This is a genomic window from Marinobacter sp. DS40M6 (assembly GCF_028581595.1).
Lineage (GTDB): Bacteria > Pseudomonadota > Gammaproteobacteria > Pseudomonadales > Oleiphilaceae > Marinobacter > Marinobacter salarius.
In genome coordinates this window covers 142,444-169,333 of the sequence record NZ_JAFCAE010000005.1, presented here as the reverse complement: position 1 = coordinate 169,333, position 26,890 = coordinate 142,444, and the positions used below count along the sequence as shown (strand labels likewise).

25 protein-coding genes are annotated in these 26,890 nt (G+C 58.6%); 13 read left to right on the top strand and 12 right to left on the bottom strand.

All coding sequences use genetic code 11. From position 1 onward, the window contains the following. Positions 1-78: 78 nt before the first annotated feature. The 9 genes from JJO78_RS14545 to slmA all read left to right on the top strand — a co-directional run bounded on the left by JJO78_RS14545 (position 79) and on the right by slmA (position 8,629). A complete protein-coding gene (locus JJO78_RS14545; RefSeq protein WP_075194470.1) occupies positions 79-2,379 on the top strand; it encodes an LPS-assembly protein LptD in 2,301 nt (766 codons plus the stop codon). A 64-nt stretch (positions 2,380-2,443) separates the two neighbouring features. Continuing rightward, positions 2,444-3,766 (top strand): peptidylprolyl isomerase, encoded by a 1,323-nt coding sequence (locus tag JJO78_RS14540; protein ID WP_036210979.1) that lies wholly within the window; start codon positions 2,444-2,446, stop codon positions 3,764-3,766. Next, positions 3,763-4,767 (top strand): 4-hydroxythreonine-4-phosphate dehydrogenase PdxA, encoded by a 1,005-nt coding sequence (gene pdxA / locus JJO78_RS14535; RefSeq protein WP_075194232.1) that lies wholly within the window; start codon positions 3,763-3,765, stop codon positions 4,765-4,767. The genes JJO78_RS14540 and pdxA overlap by 4 nt, the downstream gene beginning before the upstream one ends. Further along, positions 4,760-5,590 carry a 16S rRNA (adenine(1518)-N(6)/adenine(1519)-N(6))-dimethyltransferase RsmA gene (gene rsmA / locus JJO78_RS14530; protein WP_036210985.1) on the top strand — a complete coding sequence of 277 codons (831 nt, stop codon included), beginning with the start codon at positions 4,760-4,762 and terminating at the stop codon, positions 5,588-5,590. The genes pdxA and rsmA overlap by 8 nt, the downstream gene beginning before the upstream one ends. Beyond that, positions 5,583-6,383: a symmetrical bis(5'-nucleosyl)-tetraphosphatase gene (locus JJO78_RS14525; RefSeq protein WP_036210987.1), complete on the top strand. Its 801-nt coding sequence runs from the start codon at positions 5,583-5,585 to the stop codon at positions 6,381-6,383. Before rsmA ends, JJO78_RS14525 begins: the two co-directional genes overlap by 8 nt. A gap of 61 nt (positions 6,384-6,444) precedes the next feature. Further along, positions 6,445-6,765: a DUF423 domain-containing protein gene (locus JJO78_RS14520; RefSeq protein ID WP_226910030.1), complete on the top strand. Its 321-nt coding sequence runs from the start codon at positions 6,445-6,447 to the stop codon at positions 6,763-6,765. Positions 6,766-6,792: 27 nt separating this feature from the next. After that, positions 6,793-6,993 carry a sulfur carrier protein ThiS gene (thiS, locus tag JJO78_RS14515; RefSeq protein ID WP_075194233.1) on the top strand — a complete coding sequence of 67 codons (201 nt, stop codon included), beginning with the start codon at positions 6,793-6,795 and terminating at the stop codon, positions 6,991-6,993. Positions 6,994-7,048: 55 nt separating this feature from the next. Beyond that, a complete protein-coding gene (locus JJO78_RS14510) occupies positions 7,049-7,858 on the top strand; it encodes a thiazole synthase (RefSeq protein ID WP_036210990.1) in 810 nt (269 codons plus the stop codon). A 174-nt stretch (positions 7,859-8,032) separates the two neighbouring features. Beyond that, positions 8,033-8,629: a nucleoid occlusion factor SlmA gene (gene slmA / locus JJO78_RS14505; RefSeq protein ID WP_075194234.1), complete on the top strand. Its 597-nt coding sequence runs from the start codon at positions 8,033-8,035 to the stop codon at positions 8,627-8,629. Here slmA and JJO78_RS14500 read toward each other — a convergent pair. The 3 genes from JJO78_RS14500 to JJO78_RS14490 all read right to left on the bottom strand — a co-directional run bounded on the left by JJO78_RS14500 (position 8,620) and on the right by JJO78_RS14490 (position 11,622). Then, entirely contained in the window at positions 8,620-9,444 is an 825-nt protein-coding gene (locus JJO78_RS14500) for an inositol monophosphatase family protein (protein ID WP_041336399.1), read from the bottom strand. The two genes, slmA and JJO78_RS14500, sit on opposite strands and share 10 nt — an antisense overlap. 49 nt (positions 9,445-9,493) lie before the next feature. Next, entirely contained in the window at positions 9,494-10,789 is a 1,296-nt protein-coding gene (locus JJO78_RS14495; RefSeq protein WP_036210999.1) for a pyridoxal phosphate-dependent aminotransferase, read from the bottom strand. A gap of 92 nt (positions 10,790-10,881) precedes the next feature. Further along, entirely contained in the window at positions 10,882-11,622 is a 741-nt protein-coding gene (locus JJO78_RS14490; protein ID WP_075194235.1) for a substrate-binding periplasmic protein, read from the bottom strand. Positions 11,623-11,808: 186 nt separating this feature from the next. On the opposite strand from JJO78_RS14490, the gene JJO78_RS14485 reads away from it, so the two are divergent. Next, entirely contained in the window at positions 11,809-12,471 is a 663-nt protein-coding gene (locus JJO78_RS14485; protein WP_083637116.1) for a response regulator, read from the top strand. A gap of 5 nt (positions 12,472-12,476) precedes the next feature. On the opposite strand, the gene JJO78_RS14480 is transcribed toward JJO78_RS14485, so the two are convergent. The 6 genes from JJO78_RS14480 to JJO78_RS14455 form a co-directional block, all read right to left on the bottom strand. Further along, positions 12,477-14,219, bottom strand: a complete 1,743-nt coding sequence (locus tag JJO78_RS14480; protein WP_075194236.1) for a hybrid sensor histidine kinase/response regulator — start codon at positions 14,217-14,219, stop codon at positions 12,477-12,479. Positions 14,220-14,295: 76 nt separating this feature from the next. Beyond that, a complete protein-coding gene (locus tag JJO78_RS14475; RefSeq protein ID WP_075194237.1) occupies positions 14,296-15,390 on the bottom strand; it encodes a lipase secretion chaperone in 1,095 nt (364 codons plus the stop codon). 86 nt (positions 15,391-15,476) lie between these two features. Continuing rightward, the gene (locus tag JJO78_RS14470; protein WP_036211008.1) at positions 15,477-16,403 is read right to left on the bottom strand and encodes an esterase/lipase family protein; all 927 of its coding nucleotides are present in this window, start codon (positions 16,401-16,403) and stop codon (positions 15,477-15,479) included. A 154-nt stretch (positions 16,404-16,557) separates the two neighbouring features. Continuing rightward, positions 16,558-16,881: a DUF3301 domain-containing protein gene (locus JJO78_RS14465; RefSeq protein ID WP_007155520.1), complete on the bottom strand. Its 324-nt coding sequence runs from the start codon at positions 16,879-16,881 to the stop codon at positions 16,558-16,560. Then, the gene (locus JJO78_RS14460) at positions 16,878-19,961 is read right to left on the bottom strand and encodes an efflux RND transporter permease subunit (RefSeq protein WP_075194238.1); all 3,084 of its coding nucleotides are present in this window, start codon (positions 19,959-19,961) and stop codon (positions 16,878-16,880) included. Before JJO78_RS14460 ends, JJO78_RS14465 begins: the two co-directional genes overlap by 4 nt. Further along, a complete protein-coding gene (locus JJO78_RS14455; RefSeq protein WP_036211014.1) occupies positions 19,961-21,061 on the bottom strand; it encodes an efflux RND transporter periplasmic adaptor subunit in 1,101 nt (366 codons plus the stop codon). Before JJO78_RS14455 ends, JJO78_RS14460 begins: the two co-directional genes overlap by 1 nt. A gap of 314 nt (positions 21,062-21,375) precedes the next feature. Here JJO78_RS14455 and JJO78_RS14450 point away from each other — a divergent pair, with 314 nt between their 5' ends. After that, positions 21,376-21,888 carry a DnaJ domain-containing protein gene (locus JJO78_RS14450; RefSeq protein WP_075194239.1) on the top strand — a complete coding sequence of 171 codons (513 nt, stop codon included), beginning with the start codon at positions 21,376-21,378 and terminating at the stop codon, positions 21,886-21,888. 6 nt (positions 21,889-21,894) lie between these two features. Here the strand turns inward: JJO78_RS14450 and JJO78_RS14445 are convergent, their stop codons facing one another. Then, positions 21,895-22,680: a secretin N-terminal domain-containing protein gene (locus tag JJO78_RS14445; RefSeq protein ID WP_036211020.1), complete on the bottom strand. Its 786-nt coding sequence runs from the start codon at positions 22,678-22,680 to the stop codon at positions 21,895-21,897. A 361-nt stretch (positions 22,681-23,041) separates the two neighbouring features. On the opposite strand from JJO78_RS14445, the gene JJO78_RS14440 reads away from it, so the two are divergent. Continuing rightward, positions 23,042-24,100, top strand: coding sequence for a 3-deoxy-7-phosphoheptulonate synthase (locus tag JJO78_RS14440; RefSeq protein ID WP_036211023.1), 1,059 nt, complete (start codon positions 23,042-23,044; stop codon positions 24,098-24,100). A gap of 148 nt (positions 24,101-24,248) precedes the next feature. On the opposite strand, the gene JJO78_RS14435 is transcribed toward JJO78_RS14440, so the two are convergent. Next, positions 24,249-24,914, bottom strand: coding sequence for a LysE family translocator (locus JJO78_RS14435; RefSeq protein ID WP_036211026.1), 666 nt, complete (start codon positions 24,912-24,914; stop codon positions 24,249-24,251). Between the two features lie 174 nt (positions 24,915-25,088). On the opposite strand from JJO78_RS14435, the gene JJO78_RS14430 reads away from it, so the two are divergent. Then, positions 25,089-26,531 (top strand): dihydrolipoyl dehydrogenase, encoded by a 1,443-nt coding sequence (locus JJO78_RS14430; protein ID WP_036211029.1) that lies wholly within the window; start codon positions 25,089-25,091, stop codon positions 26,529-26,531. A gap of 20 nt (positions 26,532-26,551) precedes the next feature. Here the strand turns inward: JJO78_RS14430 and JJO78_RS14425 are convergent, their stop codons facing one another. Beyond that, entirely contained in the window at positions 26,552-26,827 is a 276-nt protein-coding gene (locus tag JJO78_RS14425) for a DUF2061 domain-containing protein (RefSeq protein WP_051947074.1), read from the bottom strand. Positions 26,828-26,890 lie beyond the last annotated feature (63 nt).

Below are 26,890 nucleotides of genomic sequence, written 5' to 3'. Positions count from 1 at the left end.
CGAATGCCAACGCCCCGCATGCGGCACCGTCTCGGGTTGCTGTTCGCGTCCGCTACGGGTTGCACAATGTTGGCACCAATGCCGGTGGTTTATGCCCAGGAAGCCGCCCCTTCGGCTGCCGAGATTGACTGGCGGCCGAAGTCTGACTTGCCGGAGGATGTCCGTCGTTCCCTGCCGGACTTCTGCGAGGGCGGCTATTTGCCTTCCGCAGTGCCGGGGACGGTTAAAGGCGGCGCTGGAGAGCCAGCAGCGAAACATGGCCAGGCGCCCCTACAGGCCAGTGGGCTCAATGCGCGGTATGAACTCGACAACGAACTGTTTCTGCGGGGAGACGTTCGTCTGCAGCAGCCGGGATTCCAGGTGACGGGCTCCGAGGCCCGCTACAACCAGGCAACCGGTGCGGTGGCCATAGAGGGGCCGCTGACCAGCCGCGGTGACGGCTTCCTGCTGACCGGAGAACGTGCGGACTACGACGTCAACAGCGGCCGGGTGGACATCAATACCGCGACCTTTCTCCTGCATGGCCCGGAAATGCGGGGTTCGGCCACTCAGCTTTCCCGCACGGCGGAAGACCAGGTACGAATTCGTGGCGGCTCTCTGACCACCTGCGCCCCGGACAACAACGATTGGTCCATCGTGGCGTCCGACATCCACCTGGACCAGGGCGAAGGTGTGGGCACCGCAAAGCACGTACGCCTTGAGATCAGTGATATCCCGGTGTTCTACTGGCCCTATGCCAGTTTCCCCATTGACGATCGCCGCAAGACAGGCTTTCTCTATCCGTCTTTTGGTACCTCCAACGCGGGTAGCGGCGCTTTCCTGTCGGTTCCCTACTACCTCAACCTGGCGCCACACTACGACGCGACGCTGACGCCCCAGTACATACATGGGCGTGGATTGTTTACCGAGGCGGAGGGGCGTTACCTCAGCAGTCTTGGGGAATCGGTGCTTCAGCTAGGCTACGCGGGCAACGACACCGAGTACGAGGAGGAGTTTCCCTCGCAAGGGGGTGAACGCTGGGGGCTTGATTTCAGTACCCAGGCGAGATTCGGATACGGCTGGACCGGCTACGGGGATTATTCCGTGGTTAGCGACGACGACTACCTCAGTGATCTCAACCGCAACCTGGAGATCAATCGCGCAACCCATCTGCGTCGCCGGGGTGGTATCCGCTATCGGGATTCCTCCCAGTATTTCGAAACCTATCTCAACGGCTACCAGACCCTCAGCGATTTCATTGCCGACGAGAACATTCCCTACTCGCAGTTACCAGAAGTATTGTACGGCGCCACCGTGGATGCGGGGCCGGCGGAACTGAATCTGGAAAGCCAGTACACGTATTTCTACCGCGATAATGATGACCTGACGGGGCTCGACCGGGCCAACGGCCAGCGCTTTCGCGCCATACCCGAGCTGGCATTGCCCATGCGGGCGCTCTGGGGCTATGCCAGACCTTCCGTCAGTGTCGATTACACACGCTATGAGCTGGAGGACTACACCACACGGGACCCTGGCTTTGATCGTACCGTTCCGGTCGCGGAGTGGGATTCCGGCCTGTATTTTGATCGCCAGTCCAGCCTGTTCGATATTCCCTATAACCAGAGCCTGGAGCCCCGGCTTTACTACGCCTGGGCTGATGCCGATGCTGACCAATCGTTCATTCCGGATTTCGACACCGCCATTCGCTCGTTCAGCTTCGACCAGTTGTTCCAACGCAATCGTTTCAGCGGCGGTGATCGGGTAGGTGATAGCAATCAATTGACCGTGGCACTAACCAGCCGCTTCAATGATCTGCTCACTGGCGCTGAACGTGCCCGCTTCAGCATTGGCCAGGTTCACTATTACGATGACCGGGAAGTGACGCTCGATGGGGAGGGGGCCTCTGACGCCAGTGACTCCCCGCTGGCCGGTGAAATGGTTTTGCGACCGGTGGACGGCCTGGAAATTCGAACCTCCGGCCTGTGGGAGCCAGACACCAGTAAGACGCAGGAAGGTCGCAGTCAGCTGATTTTCCACTCCGATGATTACCGTTATCTGGCCAGCCTGGGGCACAGTTACCGGCGAGACGAATTCGAGCAGTCGGATATCGGGGGCGTTTTTCCTGTCACAGACCGTGTTAGTCTGATCGGCCGCTGGGTCTACGATTCCGAGCTTGATCGTACGGTCGGTTCACTGGCCGGGCTGGAATACAATAACTGTTGCTGGAGTGTGCAGCTGGTGCACCAGAATTACCTGACGGACGATGAACAGCTTGAGAGTCGCATGCTGTTTCAGATCCAGCTCAAGGGACTGGGCGGGAGCGGCGGATCGTCCAGCCAGATTTCCGAAGCCATCTATGGCTTTGACGAAAGGGAACGTCGCCGTTTCGGTGATCGCTGATGCCTGACAGTCAGGCTCGGGATGCCGGGGTGACAGGCAGTATTCTTCCATACTAGAGGTGACTATGAAGGCGAACCTTCGCCATTGCGCACAAATGATGCTGGCACTGATGGTTGTGATGGTATCCGCAACCGTACAGGCGGACCGTAAACTGCTTGATCAGGTGGTGGCAGTCGTCAACGACGACGTTATTCTTCAGTCCGAGCTCGAGGCACGGATCAACACCATCACCGGGCGGCTGCGCGCTCAGGGCACCGGATTGCCCCCAAGGGATATTCTGGAAGAACGGGTTCTGGAGCAGTTGATCAGCGAGTCCATCCAGTTACAGATGGCGGACAGGGCCGGAATGCGCATCAGCGACAACGAGCTCAATGAAACCCTGGCATCCATCGCCCAGCGCAACAATATGACGCTGGCCCAGTTCGAGCAACAACTGGTCCAGGAAGGCGTCACCTATCGCGAGGCCCGTGAGCAGATTCGCAACGAGATGATTACCAGCCGGGTACAGCAGCGCCAGGTTGGCAATCGCGTGCGGGTTACGGATCGGGAAGTTGAGAACTACCTTGCGGCAATGGAGGGTCAGGGCCGTAGCAATGCAGAGTATGAGCTTGCCCATATTCTCATTGAGGTGAACGATTTCAATGACGAGGACGAGGTCAGCGCTGCCCGCGAAAAGGTGGAGCAACTGCGTGAAGAAATTGCCGAGGGGCGGGACTTCCGCTCTGTTGCCGTTGCTGAATCCGATGCCAGCAATGCCCTCGACGGTGGCAACATGGGATGGCGTGCCGAGAACCAACTGCCGTCACTGGTGGCCGATGTGGTCCCGGATCTTGAAACCGGAACCGTCTCCCCGGTACTCAGGAACAGCAGTGGCTTCCACCTGGTGATGGTGATGGATCGCCGCGGCGGTGATAAAGCACAGTTCATCGAGCAGTCGAAAGTCCGTCACATCCTGGTACGCACCTCGGAAACCGTGTCGGAAGCCCAGGCGGAAGCAACCATTCGCGATCTCTATCAGCAAATCGATAATGGCGCCGATTTCGCCGTCATCGCCCGGGAGCACTCTGATGACCCGGTTTCCGGCTCTGACGGTGGTAACCTCGGATGGGTCAGCCCCGGACAGATGGTGCCGGAGTTCGAGCAGGCGATGATGGAAGCGGATGTGGGCGAGCTCAAGGGTCCGTTCCGCTCCCAGTTTGGCTGGCACATTCTGCAGGTGCAGGACCGTCGTCAGCAGGACATCAGCAGTGATGTACGGGAATCCGAGGCGCGGCAGGCCATCTACCGCCGCAAGTTTGATACCGAACTGCAGAACTGGCTGCGGGAGATCCGCGACGAGGCGTTTATTGAGTTCAAGAGCGGCTACGGAGCTGACAGCGAATCATGACACAGCCGGTCATCCTCGCACTGACAGCGGGCGAACCTGCGGGCATTGGCCCGGAGCTTTGCTTGCAACTGGCCCTGAAAAAACGCGGGCCCGGCATTGTGGTGGTGGCCAGCAAACCTCTGCTGGAGGCGAGGGCCCGACTGCTTGGGTTGAATGTAGAGCTGGAAGACTGGGCGCCGGGAGCACCAGCCACTGCTGAACCGGGCCGGCTCTCCGTGCTTTCCGTTGATGGATTGGCGTCCACTACGGCCGGCCAGCTGGATCCGGCGAATAGCGCCTATGTTCTGGAAACCCTGCGAGTAGCCGCCCAGGGCTGCCTTGATGGTACGTTCGATGGGATGGTGACGGCACCGGTTCACAAGGGCGTTATCAACAACGCCGGCATCGCCTTTAGTGGCCACACGGAGTTCCTGCAGGAGCTCTGTGGTGTTGAGCGTGTGGTGATGATGCTGGCCACGGACGAGTTAAGAGTGGCACTGGTGACCACCCATTTGCCCCTGAAGGACGTCTCTGCGGCGATTACGGCCGAGCGCCTGGCCCAGGTCACCCGTATTCTGGACAATGACCTGCGCAAGTTCTTCGGCCTTCAGCATCCCAGAATCCTGGTTGCAGGGCTTAACCCCCACGCTGGTGAAGGCGGACATCTGGGGCGGGAAGAAATCGACGTCATCGAGCCGACCCTGGACAAGCTGCGCCGGGAAGGCATCGACCTGACTGGCCCATTGCCGGCGGACACCCTGTTTACCCCTCATTGGCTCGATAACGCCGACGCGGTACTGGCCATGTACCATGACCAGGGCTTGCCGGTTCTCAAATTCCAGGGCTTCGGCCGGGCGGTCAATATCACCCTGGGCCTGCCCATTGTGCGGACCTCCGTCGACCACGGCACCGCCCTTGATCTGGCCGGCACGGGCAGGGCAGATGCCGGCAGCCTGGAAACGGCAATCCGGGTGGGTGAACGAATGGCAACTTCAGCGAAAGAGATCCTATCGAGTGAGTAGCAAACACGGCCATCAGGCCCGGAAACGCTTCGGTCAGAACTTTCTTCACGACCCCGGCGTGATTGAACGCATTATTCGCGCTATCCATCCCAAGCCGGACGATGCCCTTGTGGAAATCGGGCCTGGCCTGGGCGCTCTCACCGAGGAAATGCTTGCCGTTAACTCGAACCTCCAGGTGGTGGAGTTGGATCGGGACCTGATTCCGGTGCTCAGGACCAAATTCTTCAATTACCCCAACTTCCGCATTCATGAAGCGGATGCGTTGAAGTTTGATTTCGGCGAACTGGTTGCCGACAAGCCCCTGAGGATCATCGGCAACCTGCCGTACAATATTTCCACGCCATTGATTTTCCACTTGCTGGGGCATTCCGGCGTGGTGCAGGACATGCATTTCATGCTGCAGAAGGAAGTGGTTCAACGAATGGCGGCGGTGCCCGGAGACAACAACTACGGCCGGTTGGGGATCATGACCCAGTATTTCTGCCGGGTGCAGCCGTTGTTTGAAGTCGGCCCAGGCGCTTTCCGGCCAGCGCCGAAAGTGGATTCCGCCATCGTTCGGCTGGTGCCCCATAAGACGCTGCCGCATCCGGCAAAGGATTATAAGCTGCTGCAGGCGGTGGTGCGCACCGCCTTCAGTGCCCGGCGAAAAACCCTCCGAAAGGCGCTGGCCGGCATGGTTTCCGTGGATCAACTCAACAGCGTTGGCATCAACGATGGCCTGCGCCCGGAAAACCTTGGCCTGGCAGAGTATGTTGCGATTGCCGATTTGTTGGCCGACAGTAAACCTGAAAATTTCGGTGCTGATGAGGTAAGTCATGACTGATTACGCCATTGGCGATATCCAGGGCTGCTATGAACGTCTCCTGGATGTGCTCGCCAAGGTGGATTTCTCACCGTCGCGGGATCGGCTCTGGGTGGCCGGCGACCTGATCAACCGCGGCCCGTCTTCGCTGGAAACCCTGCGCTACGTTGAAAGCCTGGGTAGCTCTGCAGTGGTGGTGCTGGGCAATCACGACCTGCACCTGCTGGCGGTGGCCATGGGTGGCCATGCTCTGAGGAACAAGGACACGCTCGCCGATATACTCGAAGCGCCGGATCACCAACGGCTTTTCGATTGGCTCCGGCAGCAGAATCTCTGTGTTCATGATGAAGACCGCAATCTGGTGATGGTCCATGCCGGGCTGCCACACATCTGGTCTGTGGAAGAAGCGGTCGGCTACAGCCGGGAAGTGGAAGCGGTGATTCGCGGGCCCGAGGCCGAAAGCTACTTTGCAGATATGTACGGGAACTGGCCTGAACGCTGGCACCCGGACCTCAGTGGTATGGATCGGTGGCGGGTCATTACCAACTATTTCACCCGTATGCGGTTTATTGCCGAGGATGGCACCCTGGAACTCGCCGCCAAAGAGTCGGCCGCGTCGGCGCCGGATGGCTATGCACCCTGGTTTCGCTTCCCTCGCCAGGATGATGTGCGTGTGGTGTTCGGACATTGGGCAGCACTGGAAGGCCAGACTGAAAGCACCCGTTATTTCGGGCTGGATACCGGTTGTGTCTGGGGTGGAAAGCTTACCCTGATGAATCTTGATACCGGGGAAAAGATCCATTGTGACTGCTAGACAGATAGAACCCCTGCGCCCGGCACTGGTGTTGGGCGCGCTGTTTGCCCTGTTAGCGGTGATGGCAGGAGCCTTTGGTGCACACGGGTTGCGTGGTGTAATTGACGAGCGGGGGCTTGAAGTTTTCCAGACTGCCGTCACATATCAGATATACCACTCATTGGCGTTAATTCTTGTCGCGATACTCCCGGTTGCGGGTCTGTCGCGGCGTTTGCTCGGCGTTGCGGCCGGCTTTTTTGTTGCTGGAATCCTGTTGTTCAGTGGCAGCCTGTACCTCCTGGTGCTAACGGACCTTCGCTGGATGGGGCCGGTTACGCCGGTTGGAGGAATCGGCTTTATGGTGGGCTGGATATTGGTTCTGATGGCGGGATTCAGGCGTTAGAGACAGATGTTTAAGGCAGGTAACGTTATGCAGGTACAGGTCAACGGTGACGCCATGGAGCTTCCCGAAGAAGTCACTGTCGCGGTATTGATAGAGCGGATGGCATTGGTTGGCAAGCGATTCGCTGTGGAAGTCAACGAAGATATTGTTCCCCGCAGCCAGCACGCCACCTTCAGCCTCAGCGATGGCGACAGGGTAGAGGTGGTTCACGCTATTGGCGGCGGTTAATAACCGCCTTGCCATTCCTTTTCCACGATTCTTTTAATGAGTTCAGGTGTAAAGCATGAGTGACAGTTCTGAAAGACCGCTTCCCGAAGACAAGCCGCTTGAAATCGCCGGTCGGGTATACCAGTCCCGGTTGCTGGTAGGCACAGGTAAGTATCGGGACATGGCTGAAACCGGCCATGCGATTGAAGCCAGCGGTGCGGAGATTGTCACCTTTGCCGTGCGCCGTACCAATCTGGGCCAGAACCCGGATGAACCGAGTTTGTTGGACGTGGTATCCCCTGAGCGCTACACCATGCTGCCTAACACCGCTGGCTGTTACACCGCAAAAGATGCCGTGCGTACCTGCAAGCTCGCACGGGAGCTGCTGGATGGCCATGACCTGGTCAAGCTGGAAGTGCTGGGTGAGGAAAAAACCCTGTACCCGAACATGACCGAAACCCTGGTGGCCGCAGAGGAACTGATCCGCGATGGCTTCAAGGTGATGGTGTATTGCTCGGACGACCCGTTGCTGGCCAAGCGTCTTGAGGAAATGGGCTGTATCGCCATCATGCCGCTGGGCGCACCAATTGGTTCCGGCCTGGGTATCCAGAACCGCTACAACATCCGCCTGATCGTCGAGAACGCCAATGTACCGGTGTTGGTGGATGCCGGTGTAGGTACTGCTTCTGATGCAACCCTGGCAATGGAGTTGGGTTGCGATGGCGTGCTGATGAACACCGCCATCGCCCAGGCCCAGGACCCGATCCGCATGGCCAAGGCAATGCGCCTGGCTATTGAATCTGGCCGCGATGCCTATCTGGCGGGGCGTATGCCGAAGAAGCTTTATGCCAGCGCATCGTCGCCCCTTGATGGTACTTTCTTCTGATCAGGTCCAGAATTTCAACTGATGGTGCCAGTACAGGCGGGCGCATCCATTCGGGACACGCCGTGAATACGTCCCTGTAGGCTCGTAAAAAACATCCCTGTTTTTTACGGTCCCGAATGGATGCGCCCGCCTGCACCCAAATTCCGTAGATAAACAGAGCGCTGTAGTCCTGTTATGACAGAACAAAAAATCAGTCGCCGTGAAGCGATTCTTCATGCCCTCGTGGAGCTTCTGGAGAAAGATCCGGGAGCACGAATTACCACTGCTGGCCTGGCCAAGTCGGTGGGTGTCACCGAGGCGGCCTTGTATCGCCATTTCCCCAGTAAACGGAAAATGTTCGAGGCGCTGATCGAGTTTGCCGAGGAGGCGGTGTTTTCCCGTTGCCAGGTCATCCTGCAGGAACAGGAGGATGTTCGGGTTCGGCTACAGCAACTCGTGCATCTGGTGCTGGTGTTTGCCGAGCGCAATCCGGGGCTTTGCACGGTGCTGACCGGTGATGCCCTGATGGGGGAGAACGAAGCCCTGCGCAAGCGAGCGTCGCAGTTCTTCGAGCGCCTGGAAACCCAGGTACGCCAGGCACTCAAAGAAGGCGAGATTCGCCAGGGTTTGCGCCCGAGAACCAGTTCAGCTCGAGGCGCGGACTTTGTACTGGTGTTTATGGAGGGCCGGGTTCAGCGCTATGTCCGTTCCTCCTTTTCCCGATTACCCTCCAACGACTTTGAAGAGGCCTGGGGCCTGGTTTCAGAAGCGGTCTGGGGCGTTCAATCGTAGCCCGACGCCTTGCGCAGGATGTCACGAACCGACTCCCAGACCGCCGGGGCTGATATCAGGATATCCCGCCCCCACAGGTCCGCCGGATAACCCTCCGGCACCTCACTGAAATGTCCCGCCGTCGCACCCGCCTCCAGCGCAATCAACCGTGCAGCGGCAAAGTCCCATGGGCTGACGTTCTCGTAGTAGATGTCCAACCGCCCGCAGGCCACCCAGCAGATGTCCAGCGCCGCAGAACCGATACGGCGCAGATCCCGGCATTGATGAATCATCGCTTCCAACCGACTTATCAGGGGTTCAAGGCTGTCCTTGGTGTAGGGGAAGCCGGTCGCGAACAATGATTCCCTTGGCCGTGTCGCCCCACTGTGTTTGATGGGGTTGCCATTCAGGGTGGCACCGATGCCCCGCTTGGCACGGAAGGTTTCACCAGAAAACGGAGCGTGTACCACGCCTGCCTGCACCCGCCCCTTTTCCGCATAGGCGATGGAGACTGCCACCTGGGGGTGGCCGTAGGCGTAATTCACAGTGCCGTCGATGGGGTCGATGATCCACAGCGGAGTGTCCAGGTGTTCGGCCTGGCTCAAGTCCGGCATGGTTTCTTCGGAGAGGATGCGATGGTCGGGGAAGCGCTCGCGAATGGCGCCGGTGATCATCTCGTCGGCCATTACGTCGGCGTGGGTGACCAGCTCCGACTGCTGTTTGTAATCGGTACGAAGGGTGTTCTGTTCTCGTTCGTGCTTGATCAACTCACCGGCCTTCAGGGCCAGCTCTTCGGCGAATTCCGCAATGGCGGTAATGGCTTCCGGGTTAGACATGATGGCGCCCTCCGATCTGAAATGAGGGCGCCAGTCTATCATGACCCTGTTACAGGCCGGTGAGCCACTGCTCCATCTTGTCCATGGCTGTCACCAGTCGCGGACAGGCCTGTTTGACGAAATCGTCACTCAGTTCCTGTTCACCGTACTCTTTTCCGGCCAGCGCCAGAGCCTCAGCACCGTCAAAGTCCACAAACGCGAGACGTGCGGCAAGGTGGTCCGGGACAAAGCCGAAATCACTGGCCGGCAGGATGGCCACACCGGTATTTTCCAGTAGCGACTGACACAGAGCCTGACTGGTTTTGATGTCGCGACGGGCCAGTGCTTCGCGGAAGTTGGAAAAGTCCGGGAACAGGTAGAACGCACCCTCGGGCTTTTGCACCACGGCCCCCATATCCGTCAGGCGGCGATGGAGGTATTCGCCTACTACCTTGAGCACCCGGCGTGACTGCTTCAGGTACTCATCCAGGTCTTCGCCACCATTAAACGCAGCAATGGCCGCATGTTGGATCGGAGCGCTGGTTGCGGTGTAGGTTTCGCTGGCGATGATCGCCATGGCGTCCTGCAAAGGGCGCAGCTCGGGCGGAAAAATAAACGTGCCGAGGCGCCAGCCACCCGCGCCAGCCCACTTGCTCAGGCCAGTGCTGATAATGGTGCCTTCCGGGTAATAGCGGGCGATGGACTTGTGCCGTCCCTCAAAGTGCACTTCGCCGTATATTTCGTCCGACAGCAGGATCAGTTTGTACTTGCGAGCGACGTTGGCGATAGCCAGCAACTGGTCGTCTGTGTAGGTACAGCCCGTTGGGTTGGACGGATAGTTCATGATCAGGATACGTGGTCGTGACGGGTCGTCGCGGCAGATGATGTCCAACTCTTCCGCGGTCAGCTGCCAGTTGTTTTCCGCGTGTGTTGGCAACCAGTGTACTGAGCGGCCGATAATGCGTGCCTGCGGCGCGTAGGATACCCAGCTTGGGCGCGGGATCAGCAAGTCGCCATAGTAGGCGAGCTGCAGCATGAACAGCAGCTCCTTGGAGCCGGGGCCAATCAGTACGTCTTCCCAGGTGCAGCGCATGCGCTCACTGCGGTTGATGTAGCCCGAAATCGATTCCCGCAGGGCCTTAAGGCCCTTCACCGGAAGGTAGTCCTTTTCATGGGCATGCTCGCGCAGGGCATCGACCACACGGTCGGGCACCGGAAATGGCGACTGGCCGAGCCCCAGCTTGATAATGTCCCGGCCTTCGGCGCGAAGCTGATTACTGAGTTCGTTGATTCGGAGGGTGGCGGAGGGCTGGATGCCTCTGACGTTCAGGTTGATGGCGTAGCGGTGATCAGTCTGGATGTCCATGGTCCCGGTCTGTTGGTTGAGGGGTACAACCCGCAGTATAGGAAACCTTTATGCGCCTGTGTGGTTTCGCAGATAGGTGATTGCCGCAGACGCTAGTCGGAATTGCGGGTTTTCAGCTCGGCCAGCACCTTGTTGAATTCGTCGCGGAGCGCCTCCCCCTTCGGATGCTGGCGGGAGAATGCCGCCCGAAACCCCCGCACTTCGCCAACGGTTTGTGGCATTGCGGATACATTTGCCAGCTCCGGACGGTCGGCGATGTGTTTGTCGATCAGATACCGGCAGACGGTTTCCTCGCAGATGAACAGGTCGATACGGCCAAAGGCAATCATTTTCAGCCCCGTGAGTTCCGGGGATTCCTGGCTGATCTGAACAACCCGGGCGTTGCCGGCGACCAGCCATTCCATGAACTCGGGGGCATAACTGTAGGACGCGGATAGCCCAATCCTCAGGCCGGCGAGATCATCCAGCTCCTGCCACTGAAGGCCCCGGTCGGAAAGGCTGAAAAATACATCCCGGGCCTCGCTGATGGGGTTGGTGAAGTAGTAGTGGCGGGCGCGGCTTGGCGAGTATGTCAGGGAGTAGATCAGGTCGGCGGTTCCAGCACGAGCGCTCGCTTCCGCCCGGGCCCAGGGTACAAGCCGGAAAACGGGGTCATAGCCCATCCTCGTCAGGACCTGGCGAAGGGTTTCCGTGTGGGTACCCTTCACCTCACCGTTATCCAGGTATTGGTAAGGCGGATAGATCGACGTGACAACCGTCATTGTGGGGCGGTCGGCATGGGCAATAACGGGAATGAGCACAGCGAGTAGAAGTGCCAGAAAACGTCCAGACATCAGTGCCTTGATCCAAGCAGATGAGAAAGTGTCGTGGCGCCAGTATAGCGATTACACCCTGCACCTGCACAGGTGGTGGAAGGGGCATGCATCAAAACTGTTAAACAGCGAACGGTCGATTCCGGTTTTCATCCGTATAGTATTCCGCACCGCAGTAACAATAACAGCCATTTTGCGGAGAAACCCATGGACACCAGAACGGCTGAAAACGCCGACTGTGCGCTACTGTCATCCGGAGACTGCCTTCCCCTGGCCCGCGTGCTGATCGTGGATGATCATCCATTTTTCCTGTTTGGAATTACGGCGATTCTTGAGCAGGAGCAGCTCGCCCGGGAGGTTGCAACGGTAGCCTCGGTCGCGGACGCGGTGGACGATCTCCGTTCGCGGCCGGAAACCTCTCTTGTCCTGCTGGACCTGACATTGCAAGGGGAGGCGGGCCTGTCGTTGTTTTCCGAGCTTGAACAGATCGGGCTGCCGATTGCCGTGGTGGTCATCTCCAGCCGCGAGGACGAGGCCTCAGTACGAGCGGCACGCTCTGCGGGCGCCGTGGGGTTTCTGCCCAAGTCTGCTGGCCGCCGCTCGCTGCTTCGAATGGTCCAGCGGGTCAGCATCGGCCAGTTGTTCTATCCGTCGTTGCCGTTTCCTTCCCTGAGCCCGGAGCACCTGACCCCGCGCCAACTGGAGGTTCTTACACTCTTGGCGGATGGGCTTCCCAACAAGCGGATTTGCCAGGCCCTCGACCTCACCGAGCACACGGTGAAGACTCACCTGAAAGCGATTTTCACCCATTTAGGTGTTCACAACCGGACCGAATGTGTCGCCGAGGCAAGAGCGCTGGGACTGCTCTGACGCGATCAGTCAGCAAGACGATCCAGTTGGGTAATCGCGGCTCGCAGTCTCATGGGTATCAGCGGTTTGTGCAGTACCCAGAGTCGGCGTTCAGAGTCGTAGCCCTGGGGAATCGTTGTATCAGCCGTCATCAGGATGCCACCGCGGACCGACTTGCGAGCGAAAAGCCGATCGTAGAGGGCATCGCCAGACATTTCCGGGAGGTGGACGTCACTGACCAGAATAGCGTTGGACGATGCGCCCCAACGGGTGATTGCCTGTTCCGCGCTGGCAACGCCTCTCACGCTGTAGCCCCAGGACGCCAGGGTTTCGCAGGTCCAGTGACGAGCCTCATCGTGATCCTCCACAACCACCAGTGAGGGTGAGTGAGCGGAAGGTGGAACAGCCGCTCCGGAAACGGACTCTGTTGTCTGTGGTGCGGGCGTTGCCGGCAGGAAAACCCGGAAACAGGCGCCTTGCCCTGGCGATGAACTGACGTTGCAATGTCCCTCCATCATGCCCGTCAGCTCATGGACAATGGCCAGCCCGAGCCCCAGGCCGGGGCAACTACGCTGGCGCTGACTGTTGCGAAAAAAGGGAGTGAAGATCTGCTTGAGGCTGCCGTCATCGATGCCCCGGCCATCATCCTGTACCTCGAAGCACAGCTTTCCGTTGTCCTGATGGGCTCGAAGATCAATGCGGGTGGCGTCGCTATGTTCCAGGGCATTCGTTACCAGGTTCTGGAGCACGCGGTGCAGCAACTGCGGGTCGGCAAACACCCCACTGCCGGTGGCGGGTTTATGGATGACTAGCTGCGCGCCCGGGCGTTGTACCTGCTCGCTAAACGTTTCAGATACCTGCCGTATGACCTGCCACGTACAAAGCCTGGTGGGCTCAGGGGAGATCATGCCCTCCTGGATGCGGGAGATATCCAGAACCGAGGCCAGCAGGTTGTTGAAATGGGTGACCGAGGATTTCAGTCGCGACACCAGCGACTGCTGTTCACCTGGCAGACCGTCAGCGGTGAGGTTTTCCAGAATCAGGCTGATGACATTCAGGGGTTGACGAAGGTCGTGGCTGGCGACAGTAATAAGTCGGGTCTTGCGGTGATTCTCCTGTTCGGCCTGTTGTTTGGAGGCGTTGAGCATCTGGCGATCCAAAAAGTGGGCTCTCTGACGGTGTTCACTGAGCCAGGACCCTACCATCCCGATGATGTTGGCAGTGCCTATGAAAAACCCGTTAATCATGAGTTGGTGAGCCTCTGAACCGGTGGCGTACTCCACCCAAAGATAGGCAATGATGACCAGCAGGGAGGCGCCGGAAACCGTGCGAAACGGGATGCCCATCACGAAGTAGCCAAACATCAGCATCAGCAGGATGCCTTCATAGGGCAGTGGGTGGTTCTCCAGGCGTGCAAGCCCAATAATGCCCACCACACTGAGGCCGCCAACCAGATAGGCGAGCGCATAGATCTTAACGAAATGATCGTCGCGAATGTCTCGATAGGACAGCCACCACACGCCGATGATGACCGGGCAGGTGACCATAAGCCGAACTGCGATGGTATCCCGTGCGATGGCCGCGGGCAGCATCAGGGAATCCAACAGGGTATATACCAGGAACAGCGTCAGCGCACTGGCGGAGACCAGCCGTGCGCGTGACCGTATGCCTTCGTCCCTGGCTTTGCGATAGTGGGCTTCCAGCGCAGGCTCAAACCGCAGCCGTCGAAACCCGTTGGCCCGTTGATCCCGAAGCTGGGAAAAATTCATCGAGGACTGTCCGGTTGTCGTTGTCGTTACCTCCAGTTTACGCCGGCCAGATAGTCAGGAATGGCATTGGAGCACACTATGGTGATTGTGACTCCAATACCCGCAGTCGGGCCCAGGTGCGGGTCTGTTCGGTATCAAAGTGCTGTTTCAGTAACCGGTTCTCCTGGGTTGTCCTGTCCTCTTCCGCCAACCCTGAGTTGTCCAGACTCGCCAGTGCCTGCTGGAACTGCTGGTATTGGCTGTCGAACTGCTCCCGTTCCTCCATGTAGGCGACCACTTCTCTGGCCTGGGCATCATCAACGCCCAGTTCCCGGAGTCTGCGTCCGGCCTCGGACGGTGAGTCGGCGTCGGATAACGCCTGTTGTCTTGCCCGGTGGTCCCCGCTTTCCTCAATCATGCGGGTTTCGGTGCGGCGGATGACCTCAGGAAGCTGCTGTCGATGCCATTCAGCCAGTGTGTTTTTTGCTTCGGCGGACAGGTCGGTGCGCTGCTGGATATCAAGGGTGGCGAGCGTATAGTCGCCGTAGGCCTCCTCCAGCCCGAAAAAGGCCTCGTGAGTGTCGGCGGAGAACATGCGCCGGCGCAGCTGTTTCATGTCGGCCAATGCACCCTTGAGCATTTCCAACTGGTAGGCGGGGTCGTGCTGCCGGGCGGGGTCAAGGCCCTGGTTCCCAAGTGCCAGTGAGGCATCCTTGTACGCCAGGTACCGGTTGAGCAGGGCCATGGCTTCGCGGGCGGCGCTTTCCGGCAGGCTCTGTTGGGCCAGGGTTCTGATCTGGTCCAGTGCCTGCTCGGCTGATACCTCACCAATGGTGTTCAGGAAGTAGTCGAAGAAGTCGCGGGTTTCCAGATCAACGATCAATTCGCCGTTGGCGTCGGCCCGTAAGTTGCCGTCGATATTGGTACCCGCGAGGGAGCTGGCAAACGGTTGGTCTCCCAGGCTATCGGGTGTCTGGTAGGGGATGGGCGTATCCTCGCCAACGGCAAGTGGCGCCTCGGTAATACCGGGTTCTGGTTGTTCTGAGGTCGTGGCGGGAGTGCTCGCCGCCTTTGTTATTGCTTCACCGCGTGGCTCGTCCGCCAACAGGAACCACACACAGGCAAACACCACCGGAACGGTCATGATCAGGGGAAGTAAAGCCTTCTTGTTCAGTCTGTCGCTATTGTTCATACCCATTATCCTGCCTTGGCAACTGTCGTCGCCGGGCACGCATCAGCGGGGCGCCCGGCGACGGTTCAGACTCGAAAGCGCGAGGGTTACAGCCCGCGATTTTTCAGGCGGTTGGCATGGCTGCGATAGAGCGAGACCGGATTGGTCCGCCACGAACGAGCGCCGAACAGGTGATTGATGGCGTCTACGTGGTTCATGTCGTAGTGGGTGCCGATGACGTTGCCCATCTTGGTGGAACATTCGCCGACCAAGCCATCATTGGGCTCGTTGCCGAAAGCCAGCGAGGTAACACCCAGGAACGGGTCGGTGATGTCGGTCCAGTTGGTCCAGACCGATGTGCCGGTCCAGGAGAAGAACTTGATCCGGTTGCCGTTGATCCACACGTCTTCATTGGTGCCCGCGCATGACCACCGGTTCACCCCTTTCCAGCCGAGGGCGTTGTTCAACTGCGTGGTGCCCGGTGTGGTCAGGGTTTCCAGAGCGGCAATACCATCCTGTGGGTTGTTGGAGCCAGACAGTGCGTTGACCAGATCGCCAAGCGCGTTGGCAATGGCGCCGGCTCCACCTTCGACATAGCTGCCGGGTGGAATGATTCCCCGCGCGACGTCCGCGACTTTTGAGCCTTTGTTGACGCCATTGATAGATGTTACCGAGGCAACTTTGTGGGGAATAAGCGAGGCGGTCACGCGGGAGGTGGGCGCGCCCTGGCTGTGGGCCATGATGTTGACCTTCGAATGCCCAAGCCCGTTGATGTAATTGGCGAGTTGCTGGCCACGCTGCTCGCTGCTGTTCACAAAGGACACACTGGCGGAATATACCCGGGCGCCGCTGCGCTCAAGGTTCCAGGGAACGTTGTGGAAGTAATTGATCAAGCCACCGATGGTGTTGAAACCGGTCACACCGTGGACCAGAACGATGGGATGCTTTGTTTTGGTATAGCTGGCATGGCTGAGTGTGGGTGCTGCAAGCACGGCACAGCTCATGATCACCGCGAAAGTGATGAGTTTACGCATGGTTGACTCCTGTTGTTTTTGTGAGAAAGCACACCCTGTGAGGGCCGCTTATTGTCGCCAATGCGTGGAGGATTATTTGCGATTGGGGCGGGAGTAAGAATCGCCCATTTGGGGGAGGTGATCTGTCGCGTCGACGGGGGGATGTGCCCGGAGGTTAGAGGTCCGGGCCGAAACGGTGGGGGTCCAGCTCCATATGGATGATGCGAGGGCCGAGCATGATGATTCTGCCGAGGTAGCGTTCCTCTCCGGTTGATGTGAATTCAAACAGGAAGCGGCGCCACACCCGGGTACGGCCGTTGTCGTCACGCTTGAACCATACGCCACGCAGGTACACGGCGTCGTCCAGCAGCATCACATCCATTTTCTTACAGTAGTTCCTGGCTGCCTGAAGCACAAAGTCCTTGATGGCCTTGGCCCGCCACCAGTACCAGGTGGCGAAGCCGGCTACAAACAGCCAGAAGAGCGTTCCGAGGGTCACTGGGCGTGAGCCGTATTCCCAGTGCTGCCATTTGCGTCGTCATCCGCCGTGGAGCCGTGGTGGTCACGGCCCAGGAGGATGTAGAACGCGGGCAACACGAAAATGGTGAACAGCGTACCGATGCCCAGGCCTGCACTGATGGTCAGGCCGATGGCGAACCGGCTTTCCGCGCCCGGGCCTACTGCAATCAACAGTGGAACCATGGCGAAGATCAGCGCCAGGGAGGTCATGACGATCGGGCGCAGACGGATGGCCGCCGCTTCCACGACTGCCTCGCGCTTGTTCAGGCCCTTGTCCACCTGCAGCTGGTTGGCAAACTCCACGATCAGTATCCCGTTCTTGGACACAACACCGATGAGGGTGATCAGGCCCACCTGCGTGTAGATGTTCATGGTGGCAAAGCCGAGCACAATGAAGGCCATGGCCCCAGCCACCGACATCGGTACTGATACAAGGATGATGAACGGGTCGCGCCAGCTTTCGAACTGGGCTGCCAGCACCAGGTAGATCACCAGCAATGACAGGAAGAAGGTAACCACCAATGCGCTACCCTGATTCGCGAACTGACGCGACTCCCCGGTGTAGTCGAACGAGAAACCCTGCGGGAAACTGTCTGCGGCGGCATTCTCCATGAAGGCCATGGCATCGCCCACTGTCACTCCCGGCGTCACAACGCCCTGCAGGGTCAATGAGTTCAACTGGTTGAACTGGGTGCGTTGTGACGGCTCCACGTCTTTCTGGAAGCTGATGACGCTTGATAGCGGAACCAGGCTGCCGCTGTCGGCACGAATGTAATAGTCATTGAGCGCCTGCTCGTCCAGGCGGAAATCCTGGTCGACCTGGGGAATGACCTGATAGGAGCGGCCCTGCATGTTGAAGCGGTTGATGTAGCCACCGCCCAGCATGCTGGACATGGCACGGCCAACGTCCTGCATCGACAGCCCAAGATCCGCCACCCGGTCACGGTCGACGTTGATGCGGGTAACCGGGCGGTCAAAGTCGATGGATTTCTGCAGGAACATGAAGTTACCGCTTTGCATGGCCTGTCCGAGCAGGTCATTGGCAACGTCATTCAGGCGCTCGTAGTCCTCGCCCGTGGTGATCACAAACTGGAATGGCAGGCCGCCACCGGAACCCGGAAGGGAAGGTCTGGGGAAAACGGCGGTCTGCAGGCCGGTGACGTTTTTCAGTTCCTGGTCAAGCTGTGGCTGAACCTCGAACTGGCTGATGTCACGCTCGGACCAGGGCTTCATCTTGAAGCCGCCGAACACGGCGTTGGGCCCGGTAATGCCGAGAATCATGAAATCCTCATGGTAGCCGGGTACCGTCGACATACGCTCCTGCACCTCATCTCCGTGTTCCTGGAGATAGTCGAGGGTGGACGTCTGGGGACCAAGCCCCTGATAGAACAGGATGCCCTGGTCTTCAGTGGGTGCCAGCTCGTTCTGGCTCATGGCCACCATGAAATAAATCGATCCCAGCACCACGATGGCGAAGAAAATCACCACGGACTTGGTGTCCATCAACGACGCAAGAGCACGTTTGTACCCATTGGCCAGGCCGCCGAAGGAGCGCTCCACGACCTGCTCGAACCGCCCTGGATTGCCGTGGGGCTTGAGGATCTTGCCGGACAGCATTGGCGACAGGGTCAGTGCCACGATGCCGGAAATAACGACGGTGCCGGCCAGGGTAAATGCGAACTCGGTGAACAGTGAGCCAACCAGTCCGCCCATGAAGCCGATTGGGGCATAGACCGCCACCAGGGTTGTGGTCATGGCGATGATCGGCGTTGCCATTTCGCGGGCACCGTTCAGGGCCGCGTTGAAGCGGGACTCGCCCTCTTCAATGTGGCGGTGGACGTTTTCCACCATGATGATCGCGTCGTCCACGACAAGACCGATGGCGAGTACCATCGACAGCAGTGTCAGCAGGTTCAGTGAGAAGCCCATCATCAGCATGAAAAAGGCGCCGCCAACCAGAGACAGAGGCACCGCCACGGACGGAACCACGGCTGCCCTGACTGAGCCCAGGCAGATGAAGACCACCACCAGAACGATAACCAGCGCCTCCAGCAGTGTCTGGATAACCTCTTTAATCGAACTGTCGATAAAGTCGGACGCATCGTAGGCCAGGCGGACATTCATGCCGGAAGGCAGTTGGCTTTCAATCCCCGGAAGTTCATCTTTGACCAGCTTTGCAACCGTCAACGGGTTAGCGCCGGGTGACAGTTCAATGGCTACGTAGGTTGCTGGCTGGCCCTTGTACAGGGCCAACTGATCGTAGGTCTCGGAGCCCAGTTCAACGCGGGCAATGTCCCGCAGGCGGATCAGTGAGCCGTCGGATTCCTTGACCACCAGATCCTTGAACTGCTCCGGATCACCGACGTCGGTGTCGCTGGTCATGCTGATCTTGGTGTATTTGCCCTTGGTGTTGCCTACCGCCGCCTGATAGTTGTTGCGCAGCAGTACATCCACCACTTCCTGAGGAGTCATATCGACAGCGGACAGACGCTCTGGGTCCAGCCAGACCCGTAAGGCGAACTGGCGACCCAACAGGTCGGCCTTGCCCACGCCGGACAACGCCTGCAGCTTGGGCTGCACCACCCGCGTCAGGTAGTCCGTGATCTGGGGTACCTCCAGCTCATCGCTGTAAAAGGCGATGTACATCAGCGCGGTGGAATCGCCGGTTGTGGAGGTTATTACCGGGTCCTGCGCATCGGCGGGCAGCACGTTGCGCTGACTGGCCACTTTTGCCTGAATCTCGGCCAGCGCTGCGTTGGCGTCGTAGTTCAGCACCATCTTGGCTTCAATGGTGGATTGCCCCTGGGAACTTGTGGACGTGAGGTAGTCGATGCCACTGGCTTCAGCGATGGCCTGCTGCAATGGTGTGGTGATGAACCCTTTTACCAGCTCAGAGCCAGCGCCGGGGTAGGCGGTTGTCACCGTGACGGTGGTGCTTTCAAGTTCCGGGTACTGACGGATTTCCATCTCCATCGCTGCCCGGGCCCCGAGCAGCAGGATCAGCAGGCTGACCACCGTCGCCAGGACGGGGCGCTGTATGAATATGTCGGTGAAACGCATTACTTGGACGCCTCCGCCGGCTGCTCATCTTCCTGGACTTCAACGCGCTGGCCAGCCCTCAATCTCAGCAGGCCCTTGGCGACGACCTGCTCACCTTCTTTCAGGCCTTCGAGCACCGCAACGCGACTGTTCCGGGTGTTGCCGGTCTGGACGGTGCGACGATTGACGACCAATTCACCGTCATCATTCTCTTCGACAACAAACACGAAATCGCCGTAGGTATTGTAGGAAATGGCGGTTCTCGGCACGGTGACAACCTCCTGATCCTGGGGTTGCCTGGTTGCGACCGTGGCGAACATGCCCGGGCGAAGCTGGTTCTCCTCGTTGCCAAGCGTGGCACGAATCCGGACGGTACGGGTTTGCGGATTAACCGACGTGTTGATGGCGCTGACCTGGCCGGCAAAATCACTGTCGGGGATGGCCGCAACGGTCGCCACTACGTCGTAGCCCTGTTGCACCATGGGCAGGTCTTTTTCCGAGAGGGTGTAATCCACGTAGATCGGATCGAGCATGTTGATTTCGACGATCGGCGTACCGGTACCAATGTATTCGCCCTGATCCACCAGACGGAGGCCAAGCTTGCCGTCAAAAGGCGCGCGGATGATTTTCTTGCTCAACTGGGCTTCGGCTTCATTGACCCTTGCCCGTGCTGCGTCGAAATTGGCCTTGGCTTCATCGTACTGGGATTGCGACACGGCGCGCTTGGGAAGCAGGTCGGACACCCGCTTGAACTCCTGCTCCGCGAGCTGTGCCTCGGCACGGCGTGTGCGCAATGCGGCTTCATCAATGGCGGCGTCCAGGCGGATCAGGATGTCGCCTTTTTTCACCGTATCACCTGACTCGAACGCGATGTTCTCAACCACACCGGGAACTTCGTTCGCCACTTCAATACCATTGATGGCTTCAACGCTGCCAACGGCTTTGATCTCAGGTGTCCACATCTCGGTGCTGGCCATGGTCGCGGAAATTTTCGCCGGCGGCTGTGGCTGGGAAAATTGTTCCTGCATCTGGCCGAACTGGTAGAACTTGTAACCAAAAATGCCGCCGAGCACGACACCGAGAAAGATGAGTACAATCAGGAAGCGGGAGGCAGTGCGCATAATTCAGGTCCTGGGTCGTATGTCCGTTACAGGTAATCGTGTTAGCTTTGCAGGCTCCTGATCCCGTAGGGATGGAGTTGCCCGGCTCGTCGGGGGCTGTGTTGGCAAGGACTCGTCAACAAACCGTAAAGAATAGCATCCTATACAAGCGAGAGGGTTGCTGTCACTGATTTGTCAGTGAAAATGCGTACAATTACTGCGCTCCAGGCGCCTTCGCCTGCCTTGTCCAGGCGGGTCCGGGAGCTCGTCCCGTTCACTAGGTTGCCAAACAAGAATGACAGATTTACGACTCGGTCATCTATAAGGATTGGCGAATGCAATGGATTCTTGGTATTGCACTGGCGGCAGCCGTATTTATTGTGCTGAAACAGTGGGGCGCGTTATCGCCGGAGAAGAAAAAGGCCGCCACCTGGAAAGTCGTGTTGGTGGCTGGCGCCGCGGTGCTTCTATTCATGGTGTTGACGGGGCGGGTGCATGTGCTGACCGCCGCAGTGGCCGCCCTATTACCACTACTGAGAAAACTGCCAGCCTTATTGAAGTTTGCCCCAACGGTCAGCCGCCTGTTCGGGCAGAACCGTCAGAGTGGGTTTGGTAATGACGACACCGCCACCCAGCATCAGCGCAGGCAACAGAGTGCCAGTTCCGGAAATATGTCTGTCAGCGAAGCCTGTGAGGTTCTGGGGGTTGCGCCAGACTGCACAGACGACGAGATTGTGCAGGCGCATCGACGTTTGATCCAGAAGCTCCATCCCGATCGAGGCGGCAACGATTACCTGGCCGCAAAGATCAACGAAGCCAAGAGTGTCTTGCTGAAACGCCGTGCCTGACCGGCCTTAAAGAACCTCAACCTTTACCTCGAAGGTCTGATTCTGACGGCGACTGTTCCCGGTTTGGTAGGTGATGCCGGACTGCTCACCTACTCGTTGTTGGCGCGTGCTGCCGAGTTCCACCCATTCACCGGGTTCTACCCGGCGTATGGTCATCACCGCCTCGGTGTCGTAGCCGGGCGGATTGCCCTTCGGGTCTTCCTCAAAAGAAACGATGTTCAATTCGACCGCCTGATCTGAAATCACTTGCGGGCTGACCAGGAAGCCGCTTCGGGTTTCGACCTGTCCCAGAAACGCCGCTGGATTACGGCCCCCGCGGATGGCGATCGGTACGGTGCGGACCTGGCCAGAGGCAATATGAGCGGATTGCCCATCCTGAACGATCAGCGTGCGTTCCTGATTCCGCCGTGTCGTGGTGACCTTGCGTTCTGCCTGTACGCTGACCTGGTTGTTGTTGACGGAAAACCCGCCGCCACCGGTTTTGGCATCCACGTTGTGTCGGGAACGAACCGTAATGCGCATCTGTGAGGGGGCGACGTCCATGGTCTCCACCAGCCTGCCGATTTCATCCAGCACCTCTGGTTCACCACGAACCACCATTTGCTGTCCGCGAGCGGTGATCGACACCTGGCCATCCGGATAAAGTTCGCGGATCTGTTGTGCCACACCCGCTGCGGAGCGCTGTGCCATCTGGTAAGTACGGGCCTCAGGCGCCGCTGCTATAGCGCCTGAAAAAAGCAGCAGGATCAGCAACAAAGAAAGCGTGGGCCGACAATTCATCGCTGTGTTCATGAGTGACTCCGGGACTGGTAGGGCCGCAATACCTGCAAAAAACCGAATTTACGGGTTGCAAAGCCGGAAACCGGGGATATATATTGGAAAGCATGAAGACGACACACGCGACCTGTCAATTGAATGTTCTGCAAGCTTTCGGTGAAAAATCGATCGCTGCGGTCGCTGCTGTGTTTTTTTGGTGGTTTGGTTATGGCTATTTTAGCCAGAGCCCGGGCCGCCCATAAGATCTTCATCGACCGAATAACGAGGAAGGCAGCCCGGCAGAAACCCAGGCTGCCACCGGACTCAAAAAGCCCCGACTGGTAGCCACCAGCCGGGGCTTTTTTGATTCTGACACAGGGAAACGGGAACACTGACCATGAACATGTCGCTGAACATCGAGACACTGAACGAGACCCAGCAGCCATCAGAGGCTGAGCCGGGAACCCGGGAAGTGCCGCTGCCGACACCTGCCGAACTGCGAGCCAGCCTGCCGGTTCCTGCTCACATTCAGGCGCGGATTCGCCAGCACCGGGATGCTGTTCGCCGGATACTCAACGGCGAGGACCCGAGAACGCTGGTGGTCGTTGGCCCCTGCTCCATCCACGACGAAGTGGCGGCACTGGAGTATGGCGAGAAGCTCAAAGCGCTGGCGGATGATGTCAGCGACCGTTTCCTGATTGTGATGCGTACCTACCTCGAAAAACCCCGAACCACCGTTGGCTGGAAAGGCCTGCTCTATGACCCGGAGCGCACTGGCAGCGGAAATCTCAACGAAGGCTTGCTGCGTTCCCGGCGCCTGCTGTTGAACCTGTCAGACATGGGCCTGCCATTGGCCACGGAAGCCCTGAGCCCGTTCGCCATGGATTACCTTGGTGACCTCGTTAGTTGGACCGCCATCGGTGCCCGCACCACTGAGTCCCAGGTTCACCGTGAAATGGTCAGCGGTCTGCCGATGCCGACCGGTTTCAAGAACGGCACCGACGGCAGCATTGGCGTTGCCATCAACGCCATGAAATCAGCGGCCCATCCCCATCACCGGTTCGGCATAGGCAGTCATGGCGCACCCGCGATGATTACCACCGAGGGCAACCCCGATACACACCTGGTATTACGGGGCGGGCGAGGTATTACAAACTACGATGCGGAGAGTGTCCGCGAGGCCGTGGATGCCTTGTCCAGCGCAGGTGTTTCTGCTTCGGTGATGGTCGATTGCAGTCATGATAACGCTCAAAAGCAATCATCGCGGCAACTGGAGATAGCGAAGGAAGTCATGTTCCAGAAGCGGTCGGGTAACCGAAATATTGTTGGATTGATGCTGGAAAGTTTTCTTGAAGAAGGGCGTCAAAATGACAGCGACGATTTAATTTACGGATGTTCCCTAACGGATCCCTGCATTGGCTGGAAGCAAACGGAAGAATTGCTCAGATCGATTTAACGGGAGATATCACCCAGTTCCGATGTGCCGGGCGGGTAGCCTTGGTCAGGACCGTGGAGCGCCAGGGATGGCGCGACCGAGCCCCACATGGACGTGCTTGTGGGCGTGTCCTGGCCAAGGCTACCCGCCTGGCTCAGGCAATCGGCTCTCAGTCCTGGCCGGGGTTAAGGGCCTCGCCCCCGTCCCCAGACACTGTTGAAAACAGCAACTGCCCCGCCAGTAACAACAGAACGCCCCCCATCAGCCGGTCAAGCCAATAGCCGAAACGGTTAAACCCCCTGCGGATCTGCGGCAGGGTGAAGAATACCGCCACGGCCATGAACCACAGGCCGGTGGCCACTGCCATATAGACGCCATAAGCCGTTTGAATCGCAATCGGCGTACCCGGGCTGATGATCACGGAAAAGAGTGATACGAAGAACAGCGTGGCTTTCGGGTTCAGGGTATTGGTCAGAAAACCCAGCCGATAGGCCGCGAAACCGCTTTGCCGACCACCGTTTGCCGTTTCGACATGAATGCCGCCGGCTTTCGAGCGCAGACACTGTATCGCGATCCAGGTGAGATAGAGGGCGCCAACCACTTTGAGAATGCTGAACAGCACCAGCGACTGCTGGATGATCAGGCCAATGCCCAGCAGGGAATACCCCACGTGAATCAGAATTCCCGTGCCAATGCCGAAGGCCGTCAGCAGGGCGTTGCGACGGCTTTGGCACAGCGCCTGGCGAAGCATCACGGCAAAGTCTGGCCCTGGGCTGGCTACGGCCAGGAAATGAACGAGGGCGACGGTGATGAATTCCGGCCAGTAGTTGTGCATACCTTTTATCTCCAGGAAAGCTCCGTTACAGGGCGCCAGTCTAGAAGGCGCGGTTGAAAAAGTCCCGCATCGAATGCTGCGACGTCTTTGGTTGGCAACTGAACGGTTTCCCGTATTCACTCCTATACTGAGGCAGAACCATGAAATTTGTAGGCGGTGAGGGGAGTTGTAGACGTGGAAAAACGCAAAGTGGATGTCGCTGTTATTGGCGCGGGTACCGCTGGCATGAGCGCCTATCGCGCTGCCCGAAAGCATACGGATAATATCGTTTTGATTGAAGGGGGTGCCTACGGTACCACCTGTGCCAGTGTCGGCTGTATGCCCAGCAAGCTGTTGATTGCGGCGGCCGACAGTGCCCATCAATTGCACAAGGCACCTACGTTTGGTGTTCATCCCGGTGACATCCGAATTGATGGCAAGGAGGTGATGGCGCGTGTCCGCAGGGAGCGGGACCGGTTCGTCAGCTTTGTGGTGGAGGCTGTAGAGGGGTTTCCCGAGGCTCACCGGCTTCGCGGCCAGGCCCGGTTCCTGTCGCCTCACCGAATTGTTGTCGGCGAGAAAGTGGAGGTGGAAGCCGCCCGTGTGGTCATTGCCACCGGTTCCCGGCCGAACATCCCCGGCTTTCTCAAGGACGCCAAGGACCGACTGGTGGTGAATGATGACATTTTCGAGTGGGACGACCTGCCTGGGTCCGTTGCCGTGTTCGGTCCCGGCATAATCGGCCTGGAACTGGGGCAGGCGCTCAGTCGGCTGGGGGTTCGGGTGCGGATGTTTGGTGTCAGCGGAAGTCTTGGGCCGCTTCAGGAGGAAGCGATTCGCAACTACGCGCTGAAAACATTCAATGAAGAATTTCCGTTGGATACCAGCGCCAAGGTCCGGTCGGTTGAGCGAACGGACGACGGCGTGCGTATTCGCTTTTCGGGAGCGGATCGCAGTGAAACCACGGAAACTTTCGACTATCTATTGGCAGCCACCGGGCGTCGCCCCAATGTCGACAGTCTGGATATACAGAACGCGGATATTGCCGAGGATGATCATGGCTCACCGCTGTTCGATCATTACACGCTTCAGTGCGGTGACAGTCATATCTTTATCGCTGGAGATGCCAACAATGAAGTGCCACTGCTCCATGAGGCGGCTGATGAGGGGCGAATAGCCGGCGATAACGCGGCTCGATACCCGGATGTGCGGGCGGGGCTGCGCCGGGTGCCATTGGGCATCGTGTTCACCGATCCACAGATCGCCACGGTGGGGATGACCCTCAACGAAGTCGATGAGCGTTGTAAGGGTGGTTATGCCGTTGGTGAGGTTTCTTTCGAAGGGCAGGGGCGCAGTCGCGTTATTGGCGCTAATAAGGGCTTGCTGCATGTCTACGGTGAGCGGGGCAGTGGGTTATTTCTGGGCGCGGAGATGTTTGGCCCCGCAGCCGAACACATCGGACACTTGCTGGCCTGGGCTCTGCAGAAGCGCATGACGGTGAGCGAGATGCTGACCATGCCGTTCTACCACCCGGTAATTGAGGAAGGAGTTCGTACGGCATTGCGTGACCTCAACCGCAAGCTGGATATTGGGCCACAACCGATTGAGCATTGCCTGGATTGCGGCCCGGGTGGTTAGAGTCTGGGAAATGGCCCTGATCAGAAACTCCGGGCAACCGGGATTGCCTCCGCACCAGAGACGCCCCTTGCAATCTGCTGCTTCCGCGCCCATATCTTTTCATGAAAGAAATAGGCCACCGTGTTAATCGCTGGTTCTACCATGGCAATCAGGCTGCCAATCAGTATGTCGCCGGTCAGCAGGTAAGCAACGGTAAAGGCCACGGTGAAGTGGGTAATGGCGAATGTGATGGTTTTCAGCAACGAGTTGTCACCCTTTGAACCATGGTCATGGAAAAACATCTTCAGGGCACTCATAGTCAGTCAGCTCCGCAAGTGCGATGGATATGGGTCCATTCAACAGCAATTGAGAATCGTTGT

What these genes read in the sequence shown, in the direction of transcription:
- JJO78_RS14545 (WP_075194470.1), top strand. Translation starts at nt 79, where the DNA reads ATGCCGGTGGTTTATGCCCAGGAAGCCGCCCCTTCGGCTGCCGAGATT.
- JJO78_RS14540 (WP_036210979.1), top strand. Translation starts at nt 2,444, where the DNA reads ATGAAGGCGAACCTTCGCCATTGCGCACAAATGATGCTGGCACTGATG.
- pdxA (WP_075194232.1), top strand. Translation starts at nt 3,763, where the DNA reads ATGACACAGCCGGTCATCCTCGCACTGACAGCGGGCGAACCTGCGGGC.
- JJO78_RS14525 (WP_036210987.1), top strand. Translation starts at nt 5,583, where the DNA reads ATGACTGATTACGCCATTGGCGATATCCAGGGCTGCTATGAACGTCTC.
- JJO78_RS14520 (WP_226910030.1), top strand. Translation starts at nt 6,445, where the DNA reads ATGGCAGGAGCCTTTGGTGCACACGGGTTGCGTGGTGTAATTGACGAG.
- thiS (WP_075194233.1), top strand. Translation starts at nt 6,793, where the DNA reads ATGCAGGTACAGGTCAACGGTGACGCCATGGAGCTTCCCGAAGAAGTC.
- JJO78_RS14510 (WP_036210990.1), top strand. Translation starts at nt 7,049, where the DNA reads ATGAGTGACAGTTCTGAAAGACCGCTTCCCGAAGACAAGCCGCTTGAA.
- slmA (WP_075194234.1), top strand. Translation starts at nt 8,033, where the DNA reads ATGACAGAACAAAAAATCAGTCGCCGTGAAGCGATTCTTCATGCCCTC.
- JJO78_RS14500 (WP_041336399.1), bottom strand. Translation starts at nt 9,444, where the DNA reads ATGTCTAACCCGGAAGCCATTACCGCCATTGCGGAATTCGCCGAAGAG.
- JJO78_RS14495 (WP_036210999.1), bottom strand. Translation starts at nt 10,789, where the DNA reads ATGGACATCCAGACTGATCACCGCTACGCCATCAACCTGAACGTCAGA.
- JJO78_RS14490 (WP_075194235.1), bottom strand. Translation starts at nt 11,622, where the DNA reads ATGTCTGGACGTTTTCTGGCACTTCTACTCGCTGTGCTCATTCCCGTT.
- JJO78_RS14485 (WP_083637116.1), top strand. Translation starts at nt 11,809, where the DNA reads ATGGACACCAGAACGGCTGAAAACGCCGACTGTGCGCTACTGTCATCC.
- JJO78_RS14480 (WP_075194236.1), bottom strand. Translation starts at nt 14,219, where the DNA reads ATGAATTTTTCCCAGCTTCGGGATCAACGGGCCAACGGGTTTCGACGG.
- JJO78_RS14475 (WP_075194237.1), bottom strand. Translation starts at nt 15,390, where the DNA reads ATGAACAATAGCGACAGACTGAACAAGAAGGCTTTACTTCCCCTGATC.
- JJO78_RS14470 (WP_036211008.1), bottom strand. Translation starts at nt 16,403, where the DNA reads ATGCGTAAACTCATCACTTTCGCGGTGATCATGAGCTGTGCCGTGCTT.
- JJO78_RS14460 (WP_075194238.1), bottom strand. Translation starts at nt 19,961, where the DNA reads ATGCGTTTCACCGACATATTCATACAGCGCCCCGTCCTGGCGACGGTG.
- JJO78_RS14455 (WP_036211014.1), bottom strand. Translation starts at nt 21,061, where the DNA reads ATGCGCACTGCCTCCCGCTTCCTGATTGTACTCATCTTTCTCGGTGTC.
- JJO78_RS14450 (WP_075194239.1), top strand. Translation starts at nt 21,376, where the DNA reads ATGCAATGGATTCTTGGTATTGCACTGGCGGCAGCCGTATTTATTGTG.
- JJO78_RS14445 (WP_036211020.1), bottom strand. Translation starts at nt 22,680, where the DNA reads ATGAACACAGCGATGAATTGTCGGCCCACGCTTTCTTTGTTGCTGATC.
- JJO78_RS14440 (WP_036211023.1), top strand. Translation starts at nt 23,042, where the DNA reads ATGAACATGTCGCTGAACATCGAGACACTGAACGAGACCCAGCAGCCA.
- JJO78_RS14435 (WP_036211026.1), bottom strand. Translation starts at nt 24,914, where the DNA reads ATGCACAACTACTGGCCGGAATTCATCACCGTCGCCCTCGTTCATTTC.
- JJO78_RS14425 (WP_051947074.1), bottom strand. Translation starts at nt 26,827, where the DNA reads ATGAGTGCCCTGAAGATGTTTTTCCATGACCATGGTTCAAAGGGTGAC.